At 60.7% G+C, this 26,204-nt stretch carries 28 protein-coding genes; 10 read left to right on the top strand and 18 right to left on the bottom strand.

Annotated elements, in window-relative coordinates; translation table 11 throughout:
* Positions 1 to 11 precede the first annotated feature (11 nt).
* Positions 12 to 1,061 carry a helix-turn-helix transcriptional regulator gene (locus tag ACRWA7_RS01360; protein WP_438390744.1) on the bottom strand — a complete coding sequence of 350 codons (1,050 nt, stop codon included), beginning with the start codon at positions 1,059 to 1,061 and terminating at the stop codon, positions 12 to 14.
* A gap of 354 nt (positions 1,062 to 1,415) precedes the next feature.
* On the opposite strand from ACRWA7_RS01360, the gene ACRWA7_RS01355 reads away from it, so the two are divergent.
* Positions 1,416 to 1,700: a hypothetical protein gene (locus ACRWA7_RS01355; RefSeq protein WP_060856471.1), complete on the top strand. Its 285-nt coding sequence runs from the start codon at positions 1,416 to 1,418 to the stop codon at positions 1,698 to 1,700.
* Positions 1,701 to 1,794: 94 nt separating this feature from the next.
* Here the strand turns inward: ACRWA7_RS01355 and ACRWA7_RS01350 are convergent, their stop codons facing one another.
* The gene (locus ACRWA7_RS01350) at positions 1,795 to 2,193 is read right to left on the bottom strand and encodes an FKBP-type peptidyl-prolyl cis-trans isomerase (RefSeq protein WP_060856472.1); all 399 of its coding nucleotides are present in this window, start codon (positions 2,191 to 2,193) and stop codon (positions 1,795 to 1,797) included.
* A gap of 169 nt (positions 2,194 to 2,362) precedes the next feature.
* On the opposite strand from ACRWA7_RS01350, the gene ACRWA7_RS01345 reads away from it, so the two are divergent.
* Complete coding sequence (locus ACRWA7_RS01345) at positions 2,363 to 3,514, top strand: epoxide hydrolase family protein (protein WP_438390743.1); 1,152 nt, start codon at positions 2,363 to 2,365, stop codon at positions 3,512 to 3,514.
* A 15-nt stretch (positions 3,515 to 3,529) separates the two neighbouring features.
* On the opposite strand, the gene ACRWA7_RS01340 is transcribed toward ACRWA7_RS01345, so the two are convergent.
* The 16 genes from ACRWA7_RS01340 to ACRWA7_RS01265 all read right to left on the bottom strand — a co-directional run bounded on the left by ACRWA7_RS01340 (position 3,530) and on the right by ACRWA7_RS01265 (position 18,832).
* The gene (locus tag ACRWA7_RS01340) at positions 3,530 to 4,009 is read right to left on the bottom strand and encodes a ferritin-like domain-containing protein (RefSeq protein ID WP_060856474.1); all 480 of its coding nucleotides are present in this window, start codon (positions 4,007 to 4,009) and stop codon (positions 3,530 to 3,532) included.
* A gap of 119 nt (positions 4,010 to 4,128) precedes the next feature.
* A complete protein-coding gene (locus tag ACRWA7_RS01335; protein ID WP_438390742.1) occupies positions 4,129 to 4,308 on the bottom strand; it encodes a hypothetical protein in 180 nt (59 codons plus the stop codon).
* Positions 4,302 to 4,517, bottom strand: coding sequence for a hypothetical protein (locus ACRWA7_RS01330; protein WP_438390741.1), 216 nt, complete (start codon positions 4,515 to 4,517; stop codon positions 4,302 to 4,304). The genes ACRWA7_RS01335 and ACRWA7_RS01330 overlap by 7 nt, the downstream gene beginning before the upstream one ends.
* 203 nt (positions 4,518 to 4,720) lie before the next feature.
* Positions 4,721 to 5,476 carry an AAA family ATPase gene (locus ACRWA7_RS01325; RefSeq protein ID WP_438390740.1) on the bottom strand — a complete coding sequence of 252 codons (756 nt, stop codon included), beginning with the start codon at positions 5,474 to 5,476 and terminating at the stop codon, positions 4,721 to 4,723.
* A 75-nt stretch (positions 5,477 to 5,551) separates the two neighbouring features.
* Positions 5,552 to 5,905 carry a DUF1428 domain-containing protein gene (locus ACRWA7_RS01320; RefSeq protein ID WP_438390739.1) on the bottom strand — a complete coding sequence of 118 codons (354 nt, stop codon included), beginning with the start codon at positions 5,903 to 5,905 and terminating at the stop codon, positions 5,552 to 5,554.
* Between the two features lie 105 nt (positions 5,906 to 6,010).
* On the bottom strand, positions 6,011 to 7,018 hold the full coding sequence (locus tag ACRWA7_RS01315) for a 2-dehydropantoate 2-reductase (protein ID WP_438390738.1): 1,008 nt from the start codon (positions 7,016 to 7,018) through the stop codon (positions 6,011 to 6,013).
* Between the two features lie 346 nt (positions 7,019 to 7,364).
* Complete coding sequence (gene pyk / locus ACRWA7_RS01310) at positions 7,365 to 8,777, bottom strand: pyruvate kinase (RefSeq protein WP_438390737.1); 1,413 nt, start codon at positions 8,775 to 8,777, stop codon at positions 7,365 to 7,367.
* Between the two features lie 18 nt (positions 8,778 to 8,795).
* Positions 8,796 to 10,190: a Re/Si-specific NAD(P)(+) transhydrogenase subunit beta gene (gene pntB / locus ACRWA7_RS01305; protein ID WP_438390736.1), complete on the bottom strand. Its 1,395-nt coding sequence runs from the start codon at positions 10,188 to 10,190 to the stop codon at positions 8,796 to 8,798.
* Positions 10,191 to 10,201: 11 nt separating this feature from the next.
* Positions 10,202 to 11,749: a Re/Si-specific NAD(P)(+) transhydrogenase subunit alpha gene (locus tag ACRWA7_RS01300; protein ID WP_438390735.1), complete on the bottom strand. Its 1,548-nt coding sequence runs from the start codon at positions 11,747 to 11,749 to the stop codon at positions 10,202 to 10,204.
* A 1-nt stretch (position 11,750) separates the two neighbouring features.
* Complete coding sequence (locus ACRWA7_RS01295; RefSeq protein WP_438390734.1) at positions 11,751 to 12,530, bottom strand: fumarylacetoacetate hydrolase family protein; 780 nt, start codon at positions 12,528 to 12,530, stop codon at positions 11,751 to 11,753.
* An 84-nt stretch (positions 12,531 to 12,614) separates the two neighbouring features.
* Positions 12,615 to 13,862: a formyl-CoA transferase gene (frc, locus tag ACRWA7_RS01290; protein ID WP_438390733.1), complete on the bottom strand. Its 1,248-nt coding sequence runs from the start codon at positions 13,860 to 13,862 to the stop codon at positions 12,615 to 12,617.
* A gap of 314 nt (positions 13,863 to 14,176) precedes the next feature.
* Entirely contained in the window at positions 14,177 to 14,416 is a 240-nt protein-coding gene (locus ACRWA7_RS01285) for a hypothetical protein (RefSeq protein ID WP_060856485.1), read from the bottom strand.
* A gap of 260 nt (positions 14,417 to 14,676) precedes the next feature.
* The gene (gene frc / locus ACRWA7_RS01280; RefSeq protein WP_438390732.1) at positions 14,677 to 15,927 is read right to left on the bottom strand and encodes a formyl-CoA transferase; all 1,251 of its coding nucleotides are present in this window, start codon (positions 15,925 to 15,927) and stop codon (positions 14,677 to 14,679) included.
* Between the two features lie 23 nt (positions 15,928 to 15,950).
* Complete coding sequence (gene oxc / locus ACRWA7_RS01275; RefSeq protein ID WP_438390731.1) at positions 15,951 to 17,708, bottom strand: oxalyl-CoA decarboxylase; 1,758 nt, start codon at positions 17,706 to 17,708, stop codon at positions 15,951 to 15,953.
* A 63-nt stretch (positions 17,709 to 17,771) separates the two neighbouring features.
* Positions 17,772 to 18,023: a hypothetical protein gene (locus ACRWA7_RS01270; RefSeq protein WP_157766639.1), complete on the bottom strand. Its 252-nt coding sequence runs from the start codon at positions 18,021 to 18,023 to the stop codon at positions 17,772 to 17,774.
* A gap of 92 nt (positions 18,024 to 18,115) precedes the next feature.
* Positions 18,116 to 18,832 carry a GntR family transcriptional regulator gene (locus ACRWA7_RS01265; protein WP_060856488.1) on the bottom strand — a complete coding sequence of 239 codons (717 nt, stop codon included), beginning with the start codon at positions 18,830 to 18,832 and terminating at the stop codon, positions 18,116 to 18,118.
* A 306-nt stretch (positions 18,833 to 19,138) separates the two neighbouring features.
* On the opposite strand from ACRWA7_RS01265, the gene ACRWA7_RS01260 reads away from it, so the two are divergent.
* The 8 genes from ACRWA7_RS01260 to ACRWA7_RS01225 all read left to right on the top strand — a co-directional run bounded on the left by ACRWA7_RS01260 (position 19,139) and on the right by ACRWA7_RS01225 (position 26,204).
* Positions 19,139 to 19,648 carry a DUF1993 domain-containing protein gene (locus ACRWA7_RS01260; RefSeq protein WP_438390730.1) on the top strand — a complete coding sequence of 170 codons (510 nt, stop codon included), beginning with the start codon at positions 19,139 to 19,141 and terminating at the stop codon, positions 19,646 to 19,648.
* Positions 19,649 to 19,937: 289 nt separating this feature from the next.
* The gene (locus tag ACRWA7_RS01255) at positions 19,938 to 20,333 is read left to right on the top strand and encodes a VOC family protein (protein WP_438390729.1); all 396 of its coding nucleotides are present in this window, start codon (positions 19,938 to 19,940) and stop codon (positions 20,331 to 20,333) included.
* Positions 20,334 to 20,372: 39 nt separating this feature from the next.
* Positions 20,373 to 21,017, top strand: a complete 645-nt coding sequence (locus tag ACRWA7_RS01250; protein WP_438390728.1) for a tat (twin-arginine translocation) pathway signal sequence — start codon at positions 20,373 to 20,375, stop codon at positions 21,015 to 21,017.
* A gap of 38 nt (positions 21,018 to 21,055) precedes the next feature.
* Positions 21,056 to 22,624, top strand: coding sequence for a GMC family oxidoreductase (locus ACRWA7_RS01245; protein WP_438390727.1), 1,569 nt, complete (start codon positions 21,056 to 21,058; stop codon positions 22,622 to 22,624).
* Between the two features lie 56 nt (positions 22,625 to 22,680).
* Positions 22,681 to 23,004 carry a ribbon-helix-helix domain-containing protein gene (locus ACRWA7_RS01240; protein ID WP_060856491.1) on the top strand — a complete coding sequence of 108 codons (324 nt, stop codon included), beginning with the start codon at positions 22,681 to 22,683 and terminating at the stop codon, positions 23,002 to 23,004.
* A gap of 3 nt (positions 23,005 to 23,007) precedes the next feature.
* A complete protein-coding gene (locus ACRWA7_RS01235; protein ID WP_438390726.1) occupies positions 23,008 to 23,361 on the top strand; it encodes a c-type cytochrome in 354 nt (117 codons plus the stop codon).
* A 155-nt stretch (positions 23,362 to 23,516) separates the two neighbouring features.
* Positions 23,517 to 24,950 (top strand): MFS transporter, encoded by a 1,434-nt coding sequence (locus ACRWA7_RS01230; RefSeq protein WP_438390725.1) that lies wholly within the window; start codon positions 23,517 to 23,519, stop codon positions 24,948 to 24,950.
* 54 nt (positions 24,951 to 25,004) lie between these two features.
* The gene (locus ACRWA7_RS01225) at positions 25,005 to 26,204 is read left to right on the top strand and encodes a CaiB/BaiF CoA transferase family protein (RefSeq protein ID WP_060856493.1); all 1,200 of its coding nucleotides are present in this window, start codon (positions 25,005 to 25,007) and stop codon (positions 26,202 to 26,204) included.

Raw genomic sequence — 26,204 nt, 5'->3', positions numbered from 1 at the left:
CTCGCGCTGAGTTATTTTCCGCCCGGCCCGTACGGCGACAACACGCCGGGTGTGCCCGCGCGCTGCAACTCGAAGGCGCGCACGCGCGCATCCTGCGGACTCATGCCGTAAGCGCGCCGGAACGCGCGCGTGAAATCCGACGCACTCCTGAAACCCAGCCCGTAGGCAATATCGATGACTTGCAGGTTGGGAAAGCGCACCAGCTCGCCGGCCGCTTCCCGCAAGCGCCGGTTGCGGATGTACGCGCCCAGGCCGCCTTCATGCTCGAACCATCGATAAATCGTCGCGCGCTTGAGTTGCAGCGCTTCGACCACGCTCGACGGCGACAGCTCCGGCTGATGCAGATTTGCCTCAATGTATCTGCGCACCTGGCCCAGCACAGCGACCTGGACCGCCGCGCGAGTGTCGCCGGAGAGACGCACCTGCTTGCGAAACGCGGCAATCAGCAGTTGCGTGGCGGCGTCCAGCTCGCCCTGGGCCTGCACGGCGCTCATGCGCGGCAGATGGCGCGCGAGCGCGTTGGCGTGGTCGAAAACGAGCTGGGTCAGCGGCGAGCCTTGCCCCACGATGCGGCCGTGGATTGAGTCCGCTCCGGGAAACGCGGCGTCCACCACTGCTTTCGGCGCAAAAAGTGTCAGCACATGGCAAGCGGGACGCTCGACGCGAAACGGCTGATCCAGATCGAACGCAATCATTCCGCCCGATGAATTTGCCGCGCTGCGTTTGGTGGGCGTGCCCGAAACCTGGCCCACGCCGCCTTCCACGAACAGATGGAACACGTAGTCGCGACGCATGTCGGCGGAAACTCTCGCCACCGAGCGCTCAAGCGTGAGCGCGTCCGTGCGTGAATCCGTAAAGACGATGTCGCCGGCCACGTATTTATCGATACGACCGCGAAAACCATCGGCGAGTTGCGACTTTGCGGGCGGCACGTCCACCACGTGCCCGACCCGTTCCCGCCATGCGAGCAACTGGCCGGTCCTCGCCACGCCGTGCGTACTGAACGTGTTGCGGGTAATGCCGGCAGAAAGCGCGTCGTCTGGAAGGAAGGGCGATGACATGTGCGTTGAGCGCCTGGGCGGGTCCTGGTGAATCAAAAATAGGCGCACGCCGGGGCGTCGCCAATTTAATTTTGAAAACTGAGACGTGGGGTAAAGCGGAGCAAAACCGCCGCGCTATGGTTGAGTTATTGAATCACCTTCCATCTCCCCATCTCACGCCGACCCAAGTGTTTACGGCGGCAAGCGTGGGAATCGTAGGTTCGCGCTAAAAATCGCGCAGCGGTCTCCATTTTTCGTCGACCGCTGGGCGCGCGCTGCACGAATCGCTCGGCGGCGCCGCGCAATAATCGAACAAGGCACTATCACGGCCCCGTTAGAAACGGTGCGGCCGGTAAAGGTCGACGAGGTATTGGTATGAACGCCCAGAAGAAAACGCCGCGGCCCGGAACCGAAAATCTGCTGCCGGCGAGTTTAGCCGATCAGCGACTCGACCATCTGGAGCGCATGATCCGCACGATCGTGAAAAACAGCCCGGCTGGCGCCGTTCACGGCATGGACCCTGATTACTGGCAAAGCCGTATCCAGGCGCTTGTCGATGAAAGCAACCTGCTGGTCGTCCAGCAGCAAAGGGTGCGACGCCTGCTGACGGAACTTCAGAAACGCGCGAAAAGCATCACGATGGACCGGTCGGCGGCCTAGGGCATCTTTGCCCTGGATGTACGGTCCACCGCGCGCGTCTTCCGAAAAAAACACCGCGCAGGCGAACCGCCCAATGCAGCTTGACGCGCCGCGCTCAGTTGCCGATCTTCAGCAGTTCCACTTCAAAGGTCAGCGTGCTGTTCGGCGGAATGGCGCCCACGCCGCGATCGCCATAAGCCGTGGCCGGCGGGCAAACCAGCTTGGCCTTCTCGCCGACTTTCATCTTTTGAAGGCCTTGGGTCCAGCACGGAACAACGCGTCCAAGCGGGAACGAAGCCGGCGTGCCGCGTTTATACGATGAGTCGAATTCGGTGCCGTCCGCGAGCGTGCCGCGGTAGTTCACCGTGACCGTATCGGCGGCAGTGGGCTGTGCGCCCGTACCCGCCTTCAGTTGCGTGACGGTCACGCCCGAAGGCAGCGTTTCCGTAGCGGCGGCGGCATACGCCGATGAAGCGATCAAGACCATCGAAAGCAAAAGCGAAACTTTTTTCATAAAACGTCCAGAGTATTTCGTGGGTGAAATGGCGTGCCCGATCACTCGAATAACGCGAAATCGAGCCGGATACCATAGCACGGCCGTGGGATTTCCAGACGTGTGCCGGGACGGTAATTGCGGAACTGCAGTAGCATCGGCGGCAACGAAAACCAACTTCGGTGCTGCCATGAACGTCACGCCTTTTCAGATAGCCATCTCCGATAGCGCGCTGCACGATCTTCAGGAGCGCTTGTCTCGCGTGCGCTGGCCGCACAGTCTTGCGGATTCGGGATGGAGCGAAGGAACGGATGAGGCGTTCCTCAGGCGCCTTGTCGACTATTGGCGAAATTCGTTCGACTGGCGCGCTCAGGAATCGCGGCTCAACGCGCTGCCGCAATTCACCACGGGTATAGACGATAAAACCATTCACTTCGTGCATCGGCGGGGAAATGGGCCGGCGCCGTTGCCGCTGATCCTCACGCATGGCTGGCCGGGATCGTTCATGGAAATGGAGGCAATCATTCCCCTTCTCGCCGATCCCGCCAGCCACGGCGGCGATCCGCGCGATGCGTTTGACGTCGTGGTGCCGTCGCTGCCCGGATATGGATTTTCGTCCGCGCCATGCGCGCCGGGCACGGGACCGTTCGAGGTCGCGCGCCTGTGGGCAGCGCTGATGAAGCGTCTTGGCTACGAACGGTTCGGCGCGCAAGGCGGCGACTGGGGTTCGAGCGTGTCCACGTGGCTGGCGTTCCAGAATCCGGAAAACGTGGCCGGGCTTCATCTGAATTACATTCCGGGGTCGTATCGGCCGCCGCTGGATAACGGTGAGACGCCGCTTTCGCCGGAAGAAACGCAATTTCTAGATACAGCCAAAACCTGGGCCGACGCGGAAGGCGGCTACGGGCACATACAGGGCACCAAACCTCAGACGCTCGCGTTTGGGCTGAATGACTCGCCAGCGGGTCTGGCGGCGTGGATAGTGGAGAAATTCCGCGGATGGAGCCATTGCGGCGGCGACGTCGAACGGGTGTTTTCGCTCGATGCGTTGCTGACGAACATTTCCATCTACTGGTTCACGGGCACGATAGGGTCATCGTTTCGCATGTATCTGGAGAGCCGGCGGCGGCCGGTGCATTTTGCGAGCGGACAACGCGTGTTGCCGCCGACCGGCATTGCGCATTACCCGCACGAATTGCCGATGCCGCCGCGCTCGTGGATCGAACGCGTCTACAACCTTCAGCGATACAGCACCATGCCACGAGGCGGCCACTTCGCCGCCATGGAAACGCCGCATGAACTCGCGGAAGAGATCCGGGCGTTTTTCCGGCCGCTGCGCTGAATCTCGAGCGCCGGACTACAGCAGATCTTTCGCCAGTCCGGCTTCCGGCAGCGTGGCGACGGCGCCGGGCCGTCGCAGCATCTTGTCGACTTCGCCCGCGTGCAGTTCTTCCACGTGAATCATCTGCCGCGCGTATTCCTCAAGCGCTATCGAGCGGCCTTCGACCTGCGCCAGCAACGCCCGGTAGTGACCCAGCGCGATCTTTTCACTTTCGAGCGACTCGCGAAGAATGGAGCCTATGTCGAAGGTATGGGAATCGAGCAAAGGTCCGATTTCAAGCGATGGATACGCACCGAGCGTCGTGATCCATTCGCCGGCCTGCTGCGCGTGCAGCAGCGATTCGTCGGCTTGTTCCCTCAACCACCCGACAATGGGAATGCGGCCGAAGCCGAATACGAGGAATGAATAGTGGGTGTATCGGACGACGCCGGCGAGTTCCGATTCGAGGATCTCGTTAAGAATTTCGACGACTCTTTGCTGATTGATTTCCGGCATCTTCGCCTCCAAAGGCGGGCACTGGTTCGCTCAGGACAGACAGCGTTTTTCATGGTGCGCCTCAAGCGGCGCGAAGATCAAGCGCGTTGCTTTGCGCGCCGCAGCAAAGCGGTGGGTGCTTAAAGTTCTTCCAGTCGCCGGTGTGCACTCACGGCAATCCCAAGCGGCAACACAACGCCCACCATAACGCCCAGCAGCGAACCGAACGCATGCGCCAGCGCTGCGGGCGTCAGCAGTGAAAAATGCAAACCGCATATTGCCAGCCACGTCGCCAGGGTTTCAAAGGTTTGTATCAACATGACGCCGCCCCGGTTTGCCCCTTGCTCACATCAGTTTGGATGGCTTCTTGGGCCGGTTGGACGCGTTGCCAGAGCACGGCCACATGGTTTCTTTGGCCCAGATTGCCTAAACCTGCCTTCAGCAGCATGACAAGACGCGAAACAAATGGCGATGCAAAGCGGGACATGGCAGCAATAATGAGCAGTTGTGCGTTTATTACCGCAAACATCACGCCCGGTCCTGCCACACCGCTCGATCTATTCTTCTAATAATTGTCCGCCCTTGTCCCGTGGGGTTTTCGGCGGTTTTCGCGCAACGCGTATGGCTGGAAAACTTGCGCGGCGAACTGCGTTTTATAGATCAAACCGTGCGCTTCGCCGCGTCTTTTCCAGGGCGGACGCGTTTCAGGTCATCCTTGCCGATGCCTGGCAATCACTTTTCATCGTCTAGAAGCGTGCGGATCATCCGCCCGGGATTCGCCATGAACGCGCGCATGATCTGGACGTGTTCGGTGTCGTCGTAATTCACGCGCGCGACGCCGTCGGCAGTGAACTGGTAAATCCAAGCGTCCGGATAGGCCATGAGAACGGGCGAATGCGTGGCAATGACAAACTGCGAGTCGTCGCCCGCCAGGTCGTGGATGCGCGCCAGCGCGGCAAGCTGCCGTTGCGGCGAAAGCGCGGACTCGGGTTCGTCCAGCAGATACAGCCCCTTGCCGCCGAAGCGGTTCATCAACAGCGCGAGAAACGCCTCGCCGTGCGACCGCTCGTGCAGCGACTGCCCGCCGTAAGAGTTGATGACCGGGGGGCCAAAGCCGCCGGCGGCATCAAGATTTTCGATTTCCGTTGCGACGTTGAAGAAACTTTCGGCGCGCAGGAAAAATCCGTCCCTCGGCTTCTTGAAGCCCTTGGCGACGCGAAGATACGCGTCGAGCGTGGAATGGGACGACCGGGTATCGAAGCGAAAATTCCGCGTGCCGCCTTCCGCGTTGAAACCCATGGAAACGGCAATCGCTTCCAGCAGCGTCGACTTCCCCGAGCCGTTTTCACCGACGAAAAACGTCACCTTCGGATGCAGGTCGAGCGTGTCCAGCGACCGAACTGCGGGAAGCGAAAACGGATAAGCATCGAACGATTCGACCTTGTCCCGCTGCAATGTGATGCGGCTGATGTACTGGCTGGAAATCATGCGTGCGCGATGAGCTTGGCGAAGCGCTATCTTAGCGTGTCGCCCGGCTCGCTCAGCGCGCGCCGGGCCCGCGCCTTACACCTCCACGATCATTTCAAAACCGCCGTAGATCATGCGTTTGCCATCGAACGGCATGGGATTCTTGTCGGGCTGCACGCGCGGATCGGCCATCACCGCTTTCATGCCGTCGTCGCGCGCCTGACGCGACGGCCAGAGGATCCACGAGAACACGACCGTCTCGTCGTCCTTGCGCTTGACGGCCATTGGAAACGAAGTCAGCGTGCCTTCCGGCACATCGTCTCCCCAGCACTCGACAACTTTCAGCGCGCCGTGCTCCTTGAAAACCCCCGCGGCCATCTGCGCGTGCTGCCGGAACGCCTCGCGGTTGGCCGTGGGCACGGCGGCAACAAATCCATCGACATAAGTCATGAAGCATCTCCTGTTCGATCATTCGAAAGAAGGAAGCACGCACAACGAGGCTGCGCGCTCCCTTACCTGACGACGAATGGCCTTGCAGGAAATCGACATGCCTTTTCAGCTGACCGGCGCGGGTTCGGGCGCTGGCGCCGGCACGTGCTGCGCAATCTGCTCGCGAAGCTTGATCAGCGCCAGCACCGTATCGATAGTCGGCGTTGCCTGCCCGACCAGCCGGCCCATTTCCTGCACCACGGTCAGCAACGGGTCGATTTCCATCGGACGATTGGCTTCCAGATCCTGCAGCATGGAAGTCTTGTGCGCGCCGACGGCACCCGCGCCGTCAATGCGCTTTTCGACATCGACGCGAAAATGCACGCCAAAACGTTCCGCGATGGACTTGGCTTCCAGCATCATGGTCCGCGATACATCGCGCGTTGCACGATCGCTCGTGATCACGTCGAGCGTTGCGTGGGTCAGGGCGCTGATCGGGTTGAAGCAGAGATTGCCCCACAGCTTGAGCCAGATCTCGTCGCGGATATTGTCGCGGATGGGCGCGTCGAGTCCGGCCGCCACCATGATTTCGCTCAGTTTCTGAATCCGCTCGGTGCGCTCGCCGCTCGGCTCACCGATAGGAAATTTTTTGCCATATACATGGCGGATCACACCGGGTTCCGTGATCTCGGCTGCGGGGTACACCACGCAGCCAATCGCGCGCCCAGGTCCGAGTTGCTTCCACTGGGCGCCGCCCGGGTCGATGCTGTCGAGCGTGGTATCCGCAAACTCGCCACCGTGCTTGTGGAAATACCAGTAGGGAATGCCGTTGACGGCGGTGACGATGGCGGTATCGGGACCCAGCAGCGGTTGCATTGCGCCGACCACGCCCGGCACCGAATGCGCCTTCAACGCAATGATCACGTAGTCCTGAACACCGAGTTCACGTGGGTCGGACGAACATCGCACCTTGACGGTCCGCTCGGTTCCGTCGATCTGCAGCCGCACGCCCTTCGACTGCATGGCCGCCAGATGCGGGCCACGCGCGACGAAACTGACATCCGCGCCGGCTAAAGCGAGTTGCGCGCCCAGGTACGCGCCGATCGCGCCGGCGCCATATACACAGATTTTCATCGGTCTCTTCCTGTTTTAAATAACGAATTCTGTCGGGCCGGACGAAAGCCTCAGTCCGGCTTCAGGCGATGCGAATATCTCGGCGCGTGGTTGAAAGCCGCTGTTTCGTTCATGCCGTGCGACAGCGACGGTCTCCACGTCGCGCGCCGGCATCCTTATGCGGTGCGTTGACTGCTCAGGCTGAAACCATGATGGCAACCTTCATCCATTAACGAAAGTGAAAGTTTCTTATGCCTTGGATTAGTTAAAGCTTATATATTTCGGATGCCTTATAAAATTCGGACGTGCATAGCCGGCGCGCGATTTTCAGGCGCGCGTACACGTGCAGCGTTTAATTACATCGTGCCTAAACGCGTGCAATCCGCAGCAGGTTTGTCGTGCCGGATTCGCCGAACGGCATGCCGGCTGCAATGGCGACCTGATCGCCCGGGCTCGCGAAGCCTTCCCGCGCAGCGGTACCGCACGCGGCGCTCACCATTTCGTCGACGGAACCAATATCCGGGCTTACCGTGGAGTGCACGCCCCACACCAGCGCGAGACGGCGCGCGGTCGCAAGCTTCGGCGTAATGCTCAGGATAGGCGCTGCCGGACGCTGGCGCGCGGCGCGCAAGCTCGTGTGTCCCGACGTGGTGTAGGTCACCGCGACCACCGCGTTGATCGTTTGCGCAACATCGCGCAACGCGGCGCAAATCGCGTCGCCCGGCGTGTTCAGCGGCAGTTCATGCTGCGCGTCGATCAGGCTGCGATACAACGGATCGTGCTCCACTTCCTTGATGATGCGGTCCATCATCGCGACCGCCTGCACCGGGAAAGCACCGCTGGCCGATTCCGCCGAAAGCATGACGGCATCAGCGCCGTCGTAGATTGCCGTAGCCACGTCAGACGCCTCCGCGCGGGTCGGCACGGGCGCGGCGATCATCGACTCGAGCATTTGCGTGGCGATGATCACCGGCTTGCCGTGGCTGCGGCATGACCGAAGAATGCGCTTTTGGACTCCCGGCACGCGCTCGGGCGGAAGTTCCACGCCCAGGTCGCCACGCGCGACCATCACGGAATCGGACGCCTGGACGATTTCATCCAGACGATCCAGCGCCGCCGGTTTTTCCAGCTTGACCATCAGGCCGGCGCGATCGCCTATCAACTCGCGGGCATCGACCAGATCTTCAGGACGCTGCACGAACGAGAGCGCGATCCAGTCCGCGCCGAGCGACAACGCGAACTCCAGGTCGACGCGATCCTTTTGCGTCAGCACGGGAATGGGCAAGATGGTGTCCGGCACGTTCACGCCCTTTCTGTCCGACAACGCGCCGCCATGCTTCACACGTGTATGGATGCGCTCGCCATTGTTATCGAGTACTTCGAGGCGCAGCTTGCCGTCGTCGAGCAGCAGCGACTGGCCCGCGGCCACGACCTCGAACAACTCGGGATGCGGCAGGTACACACGATTCACGTCGCCGGGTGCGGGGTTGGTATCGAGTGAAAATTCCGCGCCTTCGGCCAGCATCACCTTGCCCGCGGCAAACGGGCCGACCCGCAACTTGGGACCCTGCATGTCGGCGAGGATGGAAATGGGCCGGCCGGAAACGCGCTCGACTTCGCGCACGAGGTCGTAGCGGCGCTTGTGATCCGCGTGAGAACCGTGGCTGAAGTTCAGGCGGAACACGTCCGCGCCCGCGTTGAAGAGTTGCGTGATCGTATCGATATCGGAAGTCGCGGGACCGAGCGTGGCGACAATCCTGGCTTTGCGTGAGCGGATCATGGGATTCCAGTCTTGTGATCAGGCGGCCGACAACTGGCGCAGCAACGCGTCGACGCTCGTCTTGGCGTCGCCGAACAGCATGCGCGTGTTGTCCTTGTAGAAAAGCGGATTGTCCACGCCCGCATAGCCGGTCGCCATGCCGCGCTTAGACACCACCACCGTGCGCGCCTTCCACACTTCGAGCACCGGCATGCCTGCAATCGGACTGCCCGGATCTTCCAGCGCACCCGGATTCACAATGTCGTTCGCGCCGATCACGAGCACGACGTCCGTGGTGTGGAAGTCCTCGTTGATCTCGTCCATTTCGAGCACGATGTCATACGGCACCTTCGCTTCAGCAAGCAGCACGTTCATATGGCCGGGCAGACGGCCCGCGACCGGATGAATGCCGAAGCGAACGCGCACGCCGAGTGCCTCGAGCTTGCGCGTGATGTCGCTGATGGTCGTCTGCGCCTGCGCCACGGCCATGCCGTAACCCGGCACGATAATGACCTCGGAGGCATCGCGCAGGATGGTGCAGACTTCATCGATGCTGGTCGCCACCACTTCGCCGCCCACGTCCGCCGTGCTCGTCCCACTTGCCGCGCCGAAGCCGCCAAGGATCACCGACAAGAAGCTGCGGTTCATCGCGCGGCACATGATGTAGCTCAGGATCGCGCCGCTAGAGCCGACCAGCGCGCCGGTCGTGATCAGCAGGTCGTTGCTGAGCATGAAGCCCGTTGCGGCGGCCGCCCATCCGGAATAGCTGTTGAGCATGGAGACGACCACGGGCATGTCCGCGCCGCCGATCGCCATCACGAGATGCACGCCGAGCGCCGCGGCGAGCACGATCATGATGAGCAACGCGGTGATGCCGTCGGTGATCACGTTTGCCGTGAGGAACCGGTATCCCAACGCCACGCACGCCGCGAGCACCGCGAGGTTCAGAAGGTGCCGCGCGGGCAAGACGAGCGGTTTGCCGCTGATCGTGCCTTGCAGTTTCAGGAACGCGACAATGGATCCCGTGAAGGTGATCGTGCCAATGAACACGCCGAGATAGATCTCGCACAGGTGGATGGTCAGCTCGGCGCCGGCGATATCGCCAAGCGGCATCAGGTAGTTGGTGAAGCCGATCAGCACCGCCGCCAGCCCCACGAAGCTGTGCAGCACGGCGACAAGCTGCGGCATTTGCGTCATCTCGACACGCCGCGCGAGCACGGCGCCGATCGCCGCGCCAATCACGGCCGCCGCCAGCACGACCGCGAGCCCCGCTCCTTGCGCAATGAGCAGTGTCGCCACAACGGCGATCAGCATGCCCGCGACGCCATACAGGTTGCCCCGGCGCGCGGTGCTCGGATGACTCAGTCCGCGCAGGCTCAGGATGAAGAGCACGGCCGCGCCCAGATACGCAATGTTGCCAATTCCGTTCAGCATGTTTTTTCTCCTTAATTGCGCTGAAACATCTTCAACATGCGCTGGGTCACGAGGAACCCGCCTGCAATGTTGATCGTGGCAACCAGCAACGCGATACCGCCAAGCACCGTCACCAGCGTGTCGGACGTGCCGAGTTGCAGCAGCGCGCCGATCACGATGATCCCGCTGATCGCGTTGGTCACGCTCATCAGCGGCGTGTGCAACGCGGGCGTCACGTTCCAGACCACCTGGTAACCCACGAACACCGCGAGCACGAAGACGGTCAGATGCGCGACGAACGCAGGCGGCGCGACCGCGCCGAGCGCGAGCAGCGCCAGCGCGGCGACGGCCAGAATCACAACCGAGACGAAACCATTGCGCGGCTCTTCCTTGACTTCCGCCGCCACGGGCTTCGCGGGCGCGGGCTTGTGCGCCGCGATGGCAACCGTTTTCGGCGGGGGCGGCGGCCAGCTCACGGCGCCTTCATGCACGACGGTCGCGCCACGCATCACGTCGTCGTCCATGTTGATCTTCGCGACGCCATCTTTCTGCGGCGTCAGATCGGTCAGCAAGTGGCGGATGTTCGTGCCGTAAAGCTGGCTCGACTGCGTCGCCATGCGGCTCGCGAGATCGGTGTAACCGACTATCGATACACCGTGGACCTGCACCACTTCGCCCGGCTGGGTAAGTTCGCAATTGCCGCCCTGCTCGGCCGCCATGTCCACGATCACGCTGCCCGCGCGCATCATGCCGACCATCTCGGCGGTGATCAGCTTCGGCGCGGGCTTGCCCGGAATCAGCGCGGTCGTGATGATGATGTCGACTTCCTTCGCCTGCGCCGCGAACAGCGCCATTTCCGCCGCGATGAACTCCGCGCTCATCTGTTTCGCGTAGCCACCACCGCCGCTGCCTTCTTCCTCCATGTCGACCGTGAGGAACACCGCGCCCATGCTTTCGACTTGCTGCTCGACTTCGGCGCGCGTATCGAAAGCACGCACGATGGCGCCCAGACCACGTGCCGCGCCAATCGCCGCGAGACCTGCAACGCCTGCGCCGATCACCAGCACTTTCGCCGGCGGCATCTTGCCGGCCGCGGTGATCTGTCCGGTGAACACGCGTCCGAAATGCTGCGCCGCTTCAATGACCGCGCGATAACCCGCCATGTTCGCCATCGAGCTGAGCGCGTCCAGCTTTTGCGCGCGCGAGATGCGGGGAACGCTGTCCATCGCCATGACGTTGGCGCCAGCCGCGGCAAGCTGTGCGAGAAGCGCCGCGTTTTGCGCGGGCCAGATGAAGCTGATCAGCGTTGCGCCTCGCTTGAGCAACGCGGCTTCCTGCGGCTCCGGCGCGCGGACCTTGATCACAATGTCGGCGTCGGACCATAACGCGTTCGTGTCGCTCACAATGTGTGCGCCGGCCGCACGGTAGGCGTCGTCATCGAATGAGGCGGCGAGTCCTGCCTGCGATTCCACATTCACGGAAAAGCCAAGCTTCAGCAACTGGCCGACAGTCTCGGGCGTCGCTGCAACGCGACGCTCGCCAGCGCGAATCTCGCGCGGCACTGCAATGGTCATCGCCATGTCAGACCCCGCCCGCTAAAACGTTCGACAACACGCCAATCCCGCCGATGGACACTTCAACCGTCGCGCCATCCTTGATCGATCCCACGCCAACGGACGTACCGCACGCGATCACGTCGCCGGGCTCGAGCGTCATGTCCTGCGAGATCAGGCTCACTTGCTGCGCGGGCGAGAAGATCATGTCCGAGAGCGGATAGTTCTGGCGCTCGACACCATCGAGCCGAGTGATGACATGTGCGTTACGCCAGTCGAAATCGCGCTGGATCGCGGGTCCAATGCAACTGAATGTATCGAAGCCCTTCGAGCGGCACCATTGCGCGAAGTTGGGATCTTCGTTGAGGAGTTCGGCGGCGGTGACGTCGTTGATGCAGCTATAGCCGAAGATGTAGTCGTCGGCTTCTTCCGCCGATACATTGCTGCAGCGCTTGCCAATCACAATGGCAAGTTCGCCTTCATACGCAATCTTGCCGCTGTACGCTTTCGGACGCTGGATAGGTTCGCCGTGGCCGATCACGGAGGTTGGCGGCTTGATGAGAAAGAGCGGATGAGAGGGCGCGGCCTTTCCCAGCTTTTCGGAAAGGGCGTGAAAGTTGTTCCAGAGCGCAACGACTTTTGTCGGTACGCACGGACTCAGGAGCGTGACGTCTTCCAGGCTCAGCAGCTTCGCGCCCGGCGTTGCCGTCCCGAACATCTCGCCGTCGTACTGCGTGATGCGATGGTTTTCCAGAACGCCGAAACCCGTCTGGCCGTGCGCGTTCCGAAACCGTATCCACGTTTTCATCGAATGTCTCCTGCAAGTTTTTATGGGGTGCGCTGACGCCGCCGCATGGGCCGCGTCGCGTCATCTTTTCGTGCAAGCCCGCGCTCAAATGGCGCCGACAGCCCGCAAATGCGCAATCTGTTCCGGCTGGTAACCCAGTTCGGCCATCACTTCATCCGTGTGTTCGCCGAGCAACGGCGAACGCGTGACTTCAGTGGGGCTATCGGACAATTTGATAGGATTGCCAACAGTCAGATATTTTCCGCGCACCGGATGATCGACTTCCACAATGGTTCCGGTTTCGCGCAGCGACTGTTCTTCGGCGATTTCTTTCATCGAAAGGATCGGGCCGCATGGAATGTCGTACTTGTTCAGGATGTCCATGGCCTGGAACTTGGTCTTCGTCATGGTCCAGCGTTCGATCTCGGCGAAGATCTCCTTCAGGTGCGGCAGGCGCGCGGCGGCCGTGGCGTAGTCCGGATCGGTCGCCCACTCCTCCTTGCCGATCACATTGCAGATCTTTGCCCACACGGGCGCTTGCGTAATGAAATAGATATACGCGTTCGGATCGGTTTCCCAGCCCTTGCATTTCAGGATCCAACCGGGCTGGCCGCCGCCCGATGCATTGCCCGCACGCGGCACGGCTTCGCCGAACTCTCCATTGGGATACTGCGGGTATTCCTTCATCACGCCGGTGCGTTCGAGGCGCTGCTGGTCGCGCAACTTCACGCGGCACAGATTGAGCACGCTGTCCTGCATGGCGGACAACACGTACTGGCCGCGGCCGGTCGAATGACGCTGATACAGCGCCGTGACAATGCCAAGCGCCAGATGCAGCCCGGTTCCCGAGTCGCCGATCTGCGCGCCGGTCACAACGGGAGGACCATCGTCGAAACCCGTGGTCGACGCGGCTCCGCCCACGCATTGCGCAACGTTCTCGTAGACCTTGCAATCTTCGTAGGGTCCGGGACCAAAGCCTTTCACCGACGCCACGATCATGCGCGGATTCAGTTCCTGCACGCGCTCCCAGGTGAAGCCCATCCGGTCCAGCGCACCCGGCGCGAAATTCTCGACCATGACGTCGCACACCTGGATCAGCTCTTCCAGAACCTGCTTGCCTTCGGGATTCTTTGTATCGATGGTGACGGAACGCTTGTTGTGGTTCAGCATCGTGAAATACAGGCTGTCCGCCTCCGGAATGTCGCGAAGCTGGTCACGCGTGACGTCGCCCACGCCCGCGCGCTCCACCTTGATCACGTCCGCGCCGAACCACGCCAGCAACTGCGTGCAGGTCGGCCCCGACTGCACGTGCGTGAAGTCGAGGATCTTCACACCCTCCAATGCCTTGCCCATTTTCGTCTCCCTAAATTGATCCTTGTCTGCCTGGCATTGCGCTCGGTTCGGTTGCCGGACTTTGCCGGCTTATCTACCGTGGGCTGCTCATGGGTCGGCGACGGCTTGCGCGTCGGGCGAACTGCTTTGGCTCGCCCCTTCTGATATATCGTATTTTGAACATCGTATTTCTGCAACCGCTTTTATTGCTTATTTGGTCTGACGTCGCGCATTTGTTTTATGCGTCCGCTGAGTCGGTGAATGTGCGCGACTTATCAGACATTTTATTAGGCGGCTAATTCAGGATTACCAATCATTAAACGCCCAGGCGTTAGTTAGCGCGCGGGCGCGGTGCTCAGCATTGCCATTGCCACGCGGCGCGCACCGGCTATTGCCGCGGCTTCGCTTTCGAACACGGCTTCGTCCACCACATGCTGATACGGCAGTAAGCCGGATTGGGCCTGCTGGTTTTCATCGACGGTGCGAATGGCGAGATAGGCCGCCCAGCCGCCGTTGTGGATCAACTGCATCGCGGACAGTTCGAGTTTGTATTGCCCAAGGACCTCGACGTGCATTTGAAACCTCCTGTTAAATCCTGACGATGGGAAGCCGCGACGCGCAGGCGTGCGCGAGCGGCACGTTGGCGCGTGATTCATCCGTAAGGGTATCGACGGCTGCGGCGGTTGACCGACTTGTAATCGATCGCGATTCCGCCAAATCTGGAAGGGCAGTGATTCAGTCAACGCGGCGTCCGCTTTGTGACGCCGCATTGTGCGGGGTCTCGAAGAATGAGACCCCGGTGCTTCGACTACTTTTTGCTACATGAACCAGACGCTCACACTGCCTGGATTTCCTTCAGGTTGAAGATTTCCTGCTGGCTGTAACCGAGGCTCGCCAAAACTTCTTCCGTGTGCTCGCCGAGCAGCGGCGAAGCGGTCACTTCCGGCTTCAGGTCCGAAAACTTGATCGGGCTGCCGACCGTAAGATACGAGCCGCGAACGCTGTGCGGCACTTCCACGATCGTGCCGCTTGCGCGCAGCGACGGATCGTTCGCCAGTTCCTTCATGGTCAGCACCGGCGCGCACGGAATATCGAACTTGCGCAAAATATCGACGGCTTCGAACTTGGTTTTATCGGCGAGCCAGGTTTCAATGGTCGCGAAGATATCGAAGATGTGCGGTTGACGTGCCTCAGCCGTCTTGTACGCCGGGTCGTCGATCCATTCCGGCTTGCCAAGCGCCTTGCAGATTGGCGCCCAGGCATGACCCTGGATCGTGAAGTAGATATACGCGTTCGGATCCGTTTCCCAGCCCTTGCATTTCAGGATCCAGCCCGGCTGACCGCCGCCGCCGGCGTTGCCGCCGCGCGGAACCACGTCGCTGAATTCGCCGTGCGGATACTGCGGATACTCTTCCAGATAACCCACGCGGTCCAGACGCTGCTGGTCGCGCAATTTCACGCGGCACAGGTTCAACACGCTGTCCTGCATCGATACCGCGACCTTCTGGCCCTTGCCGGTTTTATCGCGGCCAATCAGCGCCGTCAGAATGCCGATGGCCAGATGCATGCCGGTGTTGCTGTCGCCGAGCGCGGCCGCGCTGATGGTCGGAGGACCGTCCCAGAAGCCGGTGGTCGATGCCGCGCCGCCCGCGCACTGAGCGACGTTTTCATAGACTTTGAGGTCGTCGTAATGATGGCCGTCGCTGAAGCCTTTCACCGACGCCACGATCATCTTCGGGTTCAACTCATTCAACCGTTCCCACGAAAAACCCATCCGGTCGAGCGCGCCCGGACCAAAGTTCTCCACCAGCACATCGGACTCGCGGATCAGCTTTTCCAGCACTTCCTTGCCTTCGGGCTTTTTCGTGTCGAGCGTGAGGGACTTCTTGTTGCTGTTCAACATGGTGAAGTACAGCGCGTCGGCGTCGGGAATGTCGCGCAACTGGTTACGTGTCACATCGCCCGAACCTGGACGTTCGACCTTGATCACGTCTGCACCGAACCACGCGAGTAACTGCGTGCAAGCCGGGCCGGCCTGGACGTGCGTGAAGTCGATGATCTTGATGCCGTCGAGTGGTTTGCTCATGTCATGTCTCCTTGGGCGTTGCCTTACTTTTTCATCGCCGCGCTTTGCGGATTGAGGTTCGTCAGACGGCCGCTCTCCGTGCCGGCAGCTTCGTCGATAACAGCGTTGATCAGCGTCGGCTTGCCTGATGCAATACCTTCCAGCAGCGCCTTGGTCAGTTGCTCCGGCGTCTCGGCGTTAAAGCCCACGCCGCCGAACGCCTCGATCATCTTGTCGTAGCGCGCGCCCTTCACGAACACGGTCGGCGCAACGTCCTTGCCGCCGGTCGGGTTCACGTCCGTGCCGCGATACACGCCGTTGTTATTGAAGACGATGGTGACAACGGGCAGGTCGTATCGGCAGATGGTTTCCAGTTCCATGCCGCTGAAGCCAAACGCGCTGTCGCCTTCGATTGCGACCACCGGCTTGCCGCTCGTCACAGCCGCGCCGATCGCGAAGCCCATGCCGATGCCCATGATTCCCCACGTGCCGGAATCGAAGCGCTTGCGCGGTTCGTACATGTCGATGATGCTGCGCGCATAGTCCAGCGTGTTCGCGCCTTCGTTCACCACGTTGATGTCCGGGCGCGTCTTCAGCACGTCGCGGATCGCGCGCAGGGCGCTGTGGAAGTTCATCGGCGACGGATTTTGCTCGAGCGTCGCGGCCATCTTCGCGAGGTTCTTGCTCTTCCTTTCCGTGATCGCGCCGGTCCATTCCACGCTCGGCTTCGTGAAGCCGCCCGACTGGATTTCCGTCAGCAGCGCCGACACGCACGAACCAATGTCGCCGATCACCGGCGCGGCGATCGCAACGTTGCTGTCGATTTCCGTCGGCGAAATGTCGATCTGGACGAACTTCTTCGGCGCCGCGCCCCACGTCTTGCCCTTGCCGTGCGACAGCAGCCAGTTCAGCCGCGCGCCGATCAGCACCACGACGTCCGCTTCCTGCAGCACGAACGAGCGGGCAGCCGACGCCGATTGTTCGTGTGTATCGGGCAAGAGGCCCTTCGCCATGGACATCGGCAGATACGGAATGCCGCTCTTCTCCACGAATGCGCGGATTTCAGCGTCGGCTTGCGCGTAGGCTGCGCCCTTGCCGAGCAAGATCAGCGGACGCTTCGCGCCCTTCAATACGTCGATTGCGCGCTTCACCGAATCCGGAGCGGGAAGCTGGCTCGGCGCGGCATCGACAACCTTAATCAGCGATTGCTGCGCCTTGAGGGCATCGATGGTCTGCGCGAGCAGCTTGGCCGGCAGGTCCAGATAAACACCGCCAGGACGCCCGGACACAGCCGCACGGATCGCACGTGCGATACCGACGCCAATATCTTCCGCATGCAATACGCGATACGCGGCCTTCGCATAAGGCTTCGCCGCGTTCAACTGGTCCATTTCTTCATAGTCGCCCTGCTGCAAGTCGACGATCTCACGCTCGCTCGAACCGCTGATCAGGATCATCGGGAAGCAGTTGGTGGTCGCGTTGGCGAGCGCGGTCAGGCCATTCAGGAAGCCCGGCGCGGACACAGTCAGGCAGATGCCCGGCTTCTTGGTCATGTAACCGGCGATGGCGGCTGCGTTGCCCGCATGCTGCTCATGGCGAAAGCCGATAAAGCGCATGCCTTCGGCTTGCGCGAGACGCGCGAGGTCCGTGATGGGAATGCCCACCAGACCGAAAATGGTGTGAATGTCGTTCAGCTTCAGTGCATCGATAACAAGATGAAATCCATCCGTCGTTTCCGCCTTCTTTTCTTCCAGCGTGTCGTTTGCAGTGGCGCTCTGCGGATTGCTTACTACTTCGGCCATGACGTCTCCTCCTTTGGCGGGGTGTTTGTGTAGTTCGTGATATACAATATTCCACACACAGTATTAGTCAAGCAGCTTTTTGTTTCGATACGTCATTGCTGCACTGCGGCGAATAGGTTTGGGACGATTTGATACGGTTCCGGGCGCTTTTATGTTTGCGTTGCACCAACTTGCGGTGACTTCGGAATTTTTGCGGCCAATGAATTTTGGTTGATTTCCGGCCTCGTAAAAACAAGCGGCAGGTTGAAAGCCTTGGCCGTTTTGAACGGGATTGAGTGGTGAGAAAGTCAGGCGCAAACGCTTGCGTAAAACCATACGGATTCCTAACAGTAAAGCGCTGTGAGCGAACATACTCAGCCGGATTTACACGGCCTCAAGCCAAACGCAACCAAACGAAACCACGACCCTCAATCGAGAAAATCGCAATTCGTCTCCACGAACTGCGCGAGTTCCACCGAATGCTGCCGGACGAGACTTTCGACGCGCTCAGTATCCCGCTGCTCCAGCGCCTCGATGATATGCATGTGATCCACGATCGATCGCGACGCGCGGTCGCTCTGCGCAATCGTCATGCGGCGGATTGCGCGCACATGAACGAAGAGGTTTTTCATTGTGTCGAGAATCACCTGCGATTGCGATAACTCCAGAATCGCCTGATGAAACGCGAGGTTTGCTTCCGAATACTCTTCTATATGGTCGGCCGGCGTGGCATCGCGGAAATCGTCGAACATGCGGCGCAATCCCGCTATGTCCTCTTCCGACGCGTGCAGCGTCGCGAGCCGCGCAGCCATGCTTTCGAGCGCAGCCCACATATAGATCATGTCGACGATTTCGCGCTTCGTCTTGCGCTGAATATAGATGCCGCGTCGTGGCACCGTGCGCAGGAAACCTTCCTGTTCAAGCAGCGTCATCGCCTCGCGAACCGGCGTCCGGCTCACGCCGAGCGCTTCGGTCAGTTCCTTTTCGTCGAGCCGGATCTCTTCGCGCGACCGGTAAATATCCGCATCGGCAATAGCCTGCTTCAGGCGCGCATACGCCTGGTCGCGCAACGAAGCCGATGCACTGATCGGCACAAGTGCAAGCGTCAGGGGCGTCGGGCGGATTCCAACATACGTATCAGCCATTGAGGTGGGTGTCTCCCTGTTGGTATGAAGCGCAGCATCATTATTTGAATATATCCAATATGGTATATCAAGAACAAACGCAGCATAAACCCGTTTTGCGCGTTCATGTGATCTCGGGTTTTCCCTAGCGTTGCGTTGCTCGGGCGGGCGTCGTTTTCGCGGACGCTTATAATCTGGCGCGGTTAACGGCGTTATAGCTTCATCTGACTTCGCGCCGGACCAACGGATCCAATCGCTCAATCCATCTATCAGGCGCGTTGCCTTCTGCGCCGGCATACGAACATCCACCTCATTCCCAGAGAGACCATGACTATTTCCATCTACAACGCATCCGTCCCGGTCTTCAAGCAAATGCTGACGGCTTTGTCCGAGGTGCTGCGCAAAGCCGAAGTGCACGCAACCGAAAAGAACATCGAACCGAACGCGCTGTTGCAGGCACGCCTGTTCCCGGACATGTTCCCGCTCGTGCGCCAGGTGCAGATCGCCGTTGATTTCTCGAAGGGCGTAAGCTCGCGGCTCGCAGGCGCTGAAGTACCGTCATGGCCCGATACCGAAGTCACGTTCGCCGATCTGCAGGCGCTGGTTGCAAAGGCGCTGGCCCACATCGCATCGTTCGATGCCGCGCAATTCGAAGGCAGCGAAAACAAGGAGATCGTGCTGCGCCCGGGTACGCCGAAAGAGAAGAAGCTCAACGGCAGCGCTTATCTGCAGCACTACGGTTTGCCGCAGTTCTTCTTTCACGTCACGACCGCGTACGCCATCCTGCGTCACAACGGAGTGGAAATTGGCAAGCGCGACTACATGGGCGCTTATTGAGCGTTGAGCGTTGATTGTTGAACATTGGCTTTCGCTGCGCGCCAGGTCTTCAGCCGGCGCGAAAGTGTCTGGTCGTATCGTCTCGTTCGAGGCGATACGTTCGCTCACATGTCATCGAACTCCCGTTGATCGATCGTGCGCCGAGGGCGTGCCGGTTCTAGGTGTTTAACCCGAGCAAACGCGCTCCTTAAGGGAAAACACAGGGCCGCTAAAGCAGCGTAATAGCCCGCTATTACCCGGTTTTCTGCCAACGTTGCATACTGAAGCGACGCCATGACACGAGCCGCGCATGACCAAATTCCTCCACCTGATGATCCGCGTCCAGGCGCTGGATCGCTCTATTGCGTTCTATCAGGACGCGTTCGGCATGCGCGAATCGCATCGCCTTGATTTCGATACTTTTACGCTCGTTTATCTTCGCGATCCACAGAGCGGCGCGGAGATTGAACTCACGTTGAACAAGGGGACGGCCACGCCCTATACGCACGGCACGGGCTACGGTCACGTGGCGTTCGCCGTCGACGATCTGGCCGCGTTCCGCGATCGTTTGATCAGCCAGGGCATGCAGCCGGGCGAGCTCAAGTCGCTCACGCACGATGGCGCTGTCGCCGCGCGCTTTTTCTTCATCACGGATCCCGACGGCTACAAGATCGAAGTGTTATCGAGGGAGGGCCACTACGTATGAACTGACGCAGGTACTGGACAACTATAAAAGGAGACAATCATGCCCAAGGCAATCCCCATTGCCGTCGTCGCCGCCGAAGGCCTTCAAGGTTCCGCGGCCGGTTTACATACACATACACATCCCGCTGTGCCGCCCGCGCGCGCGAGCCGCCGGCACTTCCTCCAGGGTTCCGTGGTCCTGTCCGGCGTACTGGCGGCCGGCACGCCCATCGCGCTGCTCGCGCCCAGTCGCGCGTGGGCGGTGGAACTGACTCACATCGATCAGTCCCAGGCCGACGCCATCATGGCGCTCGCGCGCACGCTCTACCCGCACAAGACGTTGCCCGACGCGGTCTACGCGCTGGCCGTGAAGGATGTCGATGCGAAAGCCACTGATCAGAAGACCATGGACGTGATCAAGAACGGCGTGGCGAAACTGAACGACGCGGCGCAGGGCAAATGGACCGGCAATGGGACGCTCTCCGACGCGCAGCGCACGGCGATCGTCGAGGCAAATCAGACCGATCCGTTCGTGCTGCTCGTGCGCGCGCAATGCGTCACCTCGCTCTATAACAACGACATGTCGTTTGCGCACTTCGGCTACGAAGGCGAAGCGTTCAGCAAGGGCGGCTACGTGGGCCGCGGATTCAACGACCTGACATGGTTGCCGAATCCGCCTGCCGGCGCGAGTCCGCCGGTCGCCTGAACCCGAACCTGAACGCAAAAACTGCCGAGGAGGCAAGCATGGCTAAGTTCGACTACAACGACGATTCCGTTGTCGTGATCGTCGGTTCGGGCGCGGGCGGCGGGACGCTCGCGAACGAGTTGTGCCAGAAGGGCGTGAAAGTCGTAGTACTGGAAGCGGGCAAGCGCCAGTCATCGGCCACGTTCATCAACGACGAATGGAAATCTTTCGGGCAACTCGCCTGGACCGACAAGCGCACCACATCCGGAGACTGGCGCGTCGCGAAGGACTTCCCCGAGTTGCCGGCGTGGATCTGCAAGACCGTTGGCGGCACGACAACACATTGGGCGGGCGCGTCGCTGCGCTTTCACGAACACGAGTTCAAGGCGCGCACCACGTATGGTTCCATCGATCAAGCGAATCTGCTCGACTGGCCGATCACGCTTTCAGACCTGCAACCGTACTACGCGCGCGCCGAGAACAAGATGGGCGTGACGCGCACAAACGGCATTCCGGGACTGCCGGGCAACAACAACTTCAAGGTCTTCTACGACGGCGCAACCAAGGTCGGCTACAAGAATTGCAACACCGGGCACATGGCGATCAACAGCCGCCCACGCGCGGGACGTGGCCAGTGCATGCAACTGGGATTCTGCTTCCAGGGCTGCAAATCGGGTGCGAAATGGTCCACGCTCTACACCGAGATCCCCGCAGGGGAAGCAACCGGGCGCCTCGAAGTGCGTCCCGAGTCGCATGTGATGCGTATTGAAACGAACGCGGCGGGAAAGGCAAGCAGCGTGATCTATACGAACGCCGATGGCAAACAACAACGCCAGCGCGCACGCGTGGTCTGCGTCGCGGGCAATTCCATAGAAACGCCGCGGCTCTTGTTGCTCTCGGAATCATCGAAACATCCTGACGGACTTGCAAACAGTTCGGGCCAGGTCGGACGGAACTACATGCGCCATACAACGGGGTCCGTCTACGGCGTGTTCAAGGCGCCGGTGCATTTCTATAGGGGAACGGTGATGGCGGGCATCATCACCGACGAAGCCGGGTTCAATCCGAAGCGCGGCTTTGCGGGCGGCTACGAGATGGAGACCATCTCGCTCGGCCTGCCGTTTGCCGCGGCGTTCTTCGACCCGGGCGCGTGGGGATCGGACTTTACCTACTATATGGATAACTACGCAAATATCGCGGGCATGTGGATAGTCGGCGAGGACATGCCGCGCGAGACGAACCGCGTCACGTTGAATCATGACGTGAAGGATCAGATCGGCTTGCCGGTGGCGAACGTTCATTACGATGACCATCCGAACGATACCGCCATGCGCGAGCACGCGTTCAAGCAAGGCGAGGCCATCTATACAGCCGCGGGCGCGGTCAAGACGTTGCGTACCCCGCCCTATCCGTCCACGCACAATCTCGGCACTTGCAGGATGAGCGCGAAACCGGGCGATGGTGTCTGCAACAAGCACGGCCAGACTTTCGATGTCCCCAACCTCTTCATTTCCGACGGCAGCCAGTTCACGACCAGCGCGGCCGAAAATCCAACGCTCACCATCGTGACGCTGGCAATCCGGCAATCGGATTACATAGCGGACCAGATGAAACGCCGCAGCATCTAGACGCTGCAACGGAGCCGCCATCGGGCGGTTCCGCCTTCACTGCAAGGAGTTCGTTCATGTGCAGGATCTACGCTCAAACCGATCCGATTCTCTACGAATGCCGCGCGCGCTCGGTGCGCATCAGCGGCGTGACGACAACCATCCGGCTGGAGAACCTGTTCTGGCAGACGCTGTCCGAACTCGCCGCCGACAACGACATGACCACCAACCAGCTCATCGCCAAGTTGCATGAGGAGATCACGCAGCATCTCGGCGAGACGACGAACTTTGCATCGTTCCTTCGCGTCACCTGTCTTCGATATCAAGGACTAAGAGCGAACGCGTCGATGGACTTTCGAAGCCACGTGACGAGCAATGCGGCAGACAAGGTGGCGGGCTGATCGATGAAGAAAGGGTCGAGTGGAACTCTTTGCCTTGCGTTTGAATTTGCATTTCTATTCACCCTCTTCACAGCGCAGCCGGCGCGTGCGACGCCGGACGGTGCGGCGGCTTTGGCAATCGTGCAGAAGAACAATTGCCTTGGATGTCATGCGGTGAAAACGCAGGTCGTCGGCCCGGCTTATCAGGCGGTCGCGAAAAAATACAAGAACGATCCTTCCGCGCCTGAGAAACTATTTGCGAAAGTCCGCAACGGCGGCGCCGGTGTCTGGGGTGAAATTCCGATGCCGCCCAATCCCACTATCAGCGATGCCGATTTACACACGGTCATCGACTGGATTCGTGGCGGGGCAAAGTGATCGGCTAAGGCCCGGCGGCGCATTCGTGGCTGCATCTAGGTAAAACCCCTTATTTCGCGTGCCCTCCTCACGCACTAATCTCGCATCACCTTCAAACAGAACGACGTTCTGTTGAACAGAACACGATAAACGAGACGCCCGCAGGAGGGTTGAAAATGGCAAGTCTGCCAATCGATGCGACTAGTGGATCGCAAAAACCAGACGCCGGCGGCAGGGAAACCGTGCCCGGCATCAACGCGCGCATTGATCGCCTGCCCGCCACGCGCTCCGTGTGGGCGCTGGTTTTCATGCTGTCCATTGGCGGCTGGTTTGAATTCTACGACCTGTTTTTTACCGCCTACGTAGGTCCGGGCCTTGTGAAAAGCGGCTTGTACTCGACCACCACGGCGTCGTTCTTCGGCGTGTCGGGGCTTGGCGCGTTCGTGGCGGCATCGTTCGCGGGCTTGTTCATCGGCACGTTCTTCCTGGCAGGACTCGCCGATAAATACGGCCGCAAGACCATCTTCACCGTGTCGCTGCTCTGGTATTCCATAGCGACCCTGGTCATGGCGTTCCAGAGCACCGCACCCGCCATCAATATATGGCGGCTGATTGCGGGCATTGGCGTGGGCGTGGAGCTCGTCACCATCGATACCTACGTCAGTGAACTCGTGCCAAAGCACTTGCGCGGCCGCGCGTTCGCGTTCGTCCACCTCGTGCAATACACGGCCGTGCCGTCGGTCGCGTTTTTCGCGTGGTGGCTCGTGCCGCAAAAGCCGTTCGGTCTCGACGGCTGGCGCTGGGTGGTGATCATCGGTGCGCTGGGTGCGCTCGTGGTGTGGGCGATCCGCCAGCGCGTTCCGGAAAGTCCACGCTGGCTCGCGCAGCAGGGCCGCGCCGCGCAAGCCGAACACGTGCTTCACGCACTCGAAACGAAAGTCGCCGCGCAGTACGGACGTGCGCTGCCGGAGCCTGTCGCGACCATCGAACCGGCGACCACCAAAGCCGCGTTTCGCGAAATCTGGCAACCGCCGTATCGCAAGCGCGCGATCACCATGCTTGTCTTCAACTTCTTCCAGGCGATCGGCTTCTACGGTTTCGCTTCCTGGGTGCCCACGCTGCTTGTCTCCAAAGGCGTCACGATCACGCATAGCCTGCTGTATTCGTTTGTCATCGCGATCTCGAATCCGTTCGGGCCGCTGCTCGGGATGGCGATTGCAGACCGCATCGAACGAAAGACGCTGATTGTGCTGTCCGCGCTCGGCATTGCGGTGTTCGGGAGTGTGTTTGCAACGCAGACATCGCCCGTCATGCTGATGATTCTCGGCGTGCTGATTACGTTGTGCGGCACCTTGCTCTCGGTCGGGTATCACGCGTACCAGACCGAGCTTTTCCCAACGCGGCTGCGCGCACGCGCCGTGGGTCTCGTCTATTCCATCTCGCGTCTTTCCGCCATGTTCTCCGGTTTCATGATCGCGTTCGCCTTGCGTCACTTCGAAGTGACGGGCGTGTTCGCGCTGATTAGCGCATCGATGATCATGGTGATGGGCGCCATCGGCATCTTTGGACCGCGCACGAACAATCGCAATCTGGACGAGATTTCCCATTGATGTCGAGCGTTGCGCCATATGTAGGTTGGGTATTTTTGGACAAGAGGGTTTGACATGACGCTTCCGTTAGCAGGAATACGGGTGCTGGATTTATCGAATGTGCTCGCCGGGCCGTTCTGCGCGTATCAGCTTGCGCTGCTCGGCGCCGAAGTGATCAAGGTCGAGCATCCCGAAGGCGGCGATCTTGCCCGGCGGCTCGGCGCTGACAAGGAAGCGTCGGCGCGGGATATGGGCGCTTCGTTTGTTGCAGTGAACGCGGGCAAGCAATCGATCACGCTGAATCTTAAAGACGCACGCGGCAAGGAAATCCTGCGCTCGCTGGTGAAGACCGCGGACGTACTTGTCGAGAATTTCCGGCCCGGCGTGATGACACGTCTTGAACTCGGCTACGAAGCGCTCAGCGAAATCAATCCGAAACTCGTCTATTGTGCTATCTCCGGATTTGGTAAGGATGGCGAATTATCGAAGCGCCCGGCTTACGATCAGATCATCCAGGGCATTTCCGGCGTGATGAGCGTAACCGGCGATCCGGAAAGCGCGCCCTTGCGGGTCGGTTATCCCGTGTCGGACACGGTCGGCGGACTGACCGCCGCATTCGGGATTTGCGCCGCGCTGGTCGACGCGCGCGCCAGCGGCCGTGGACGGATGCTGGATGTATCCATGCTGGAAGCCACGCTTTCTACCATGGGCTGGGTCGTGTCGAACTACCTGAACGCAGGCGTCACGCCAGCGCCAATGGGCAACGAAAACTTCACGGCCGCGCCCTCCGGCACGTTCAGGACCGGCGACGGTTTGCTCAACATCGCGGCGAACGAGACCCGGCAGTTCGTGAGTTTGTGCCGCTTGATCGGGCGGCCGGATCTCGCCGATGACCCGCGCTTTTCGGAACGCAACACGCGCAAGGTGAATCGCGCGGCGTTGAAGGCGGAGATAGAAACCGCGTTGGCCTCGGACAGCGCGGTGAACTGGGACGCGAAATTCATCGAAGCCGGCGTGCCCGCCGGACGCGTGATGTCGGTGCCCGAAATCCTCGCGCATCCGCATATGGTATCGCGCGAATTCGTGCATGAATTCAACGGCGATGACGCCGCAACACGGCAACGCGTCACGCGCGCGGGTTTTCGTTTCGCCGATACCGACACCGCGCCCGCATCGCCCGCGCCGGTGTTGTCCGCGAACACACGCGAACATCTTTCCGCACTGGGTTTCGACGCAACGGAAATCGATCAGCTACGCGCCGAAGGAGTGATCTGA

The organism is Caballeronia sp. DA-9 (assembly GCF_051615025.1).
Taxonomy (GTDB): domain Bacteria; phylum Pseudomonadota; class Gammaproteobacteria; order Burkholderiales; family Burkholderiaceae; genus Caballeronia; species Caballeronia sordidicola.
The sequence above is the reverse complement of the archived record's forward strand: the minus strand, read 5'-3'. Positions and strand labels throughout refer to the sequence as shown.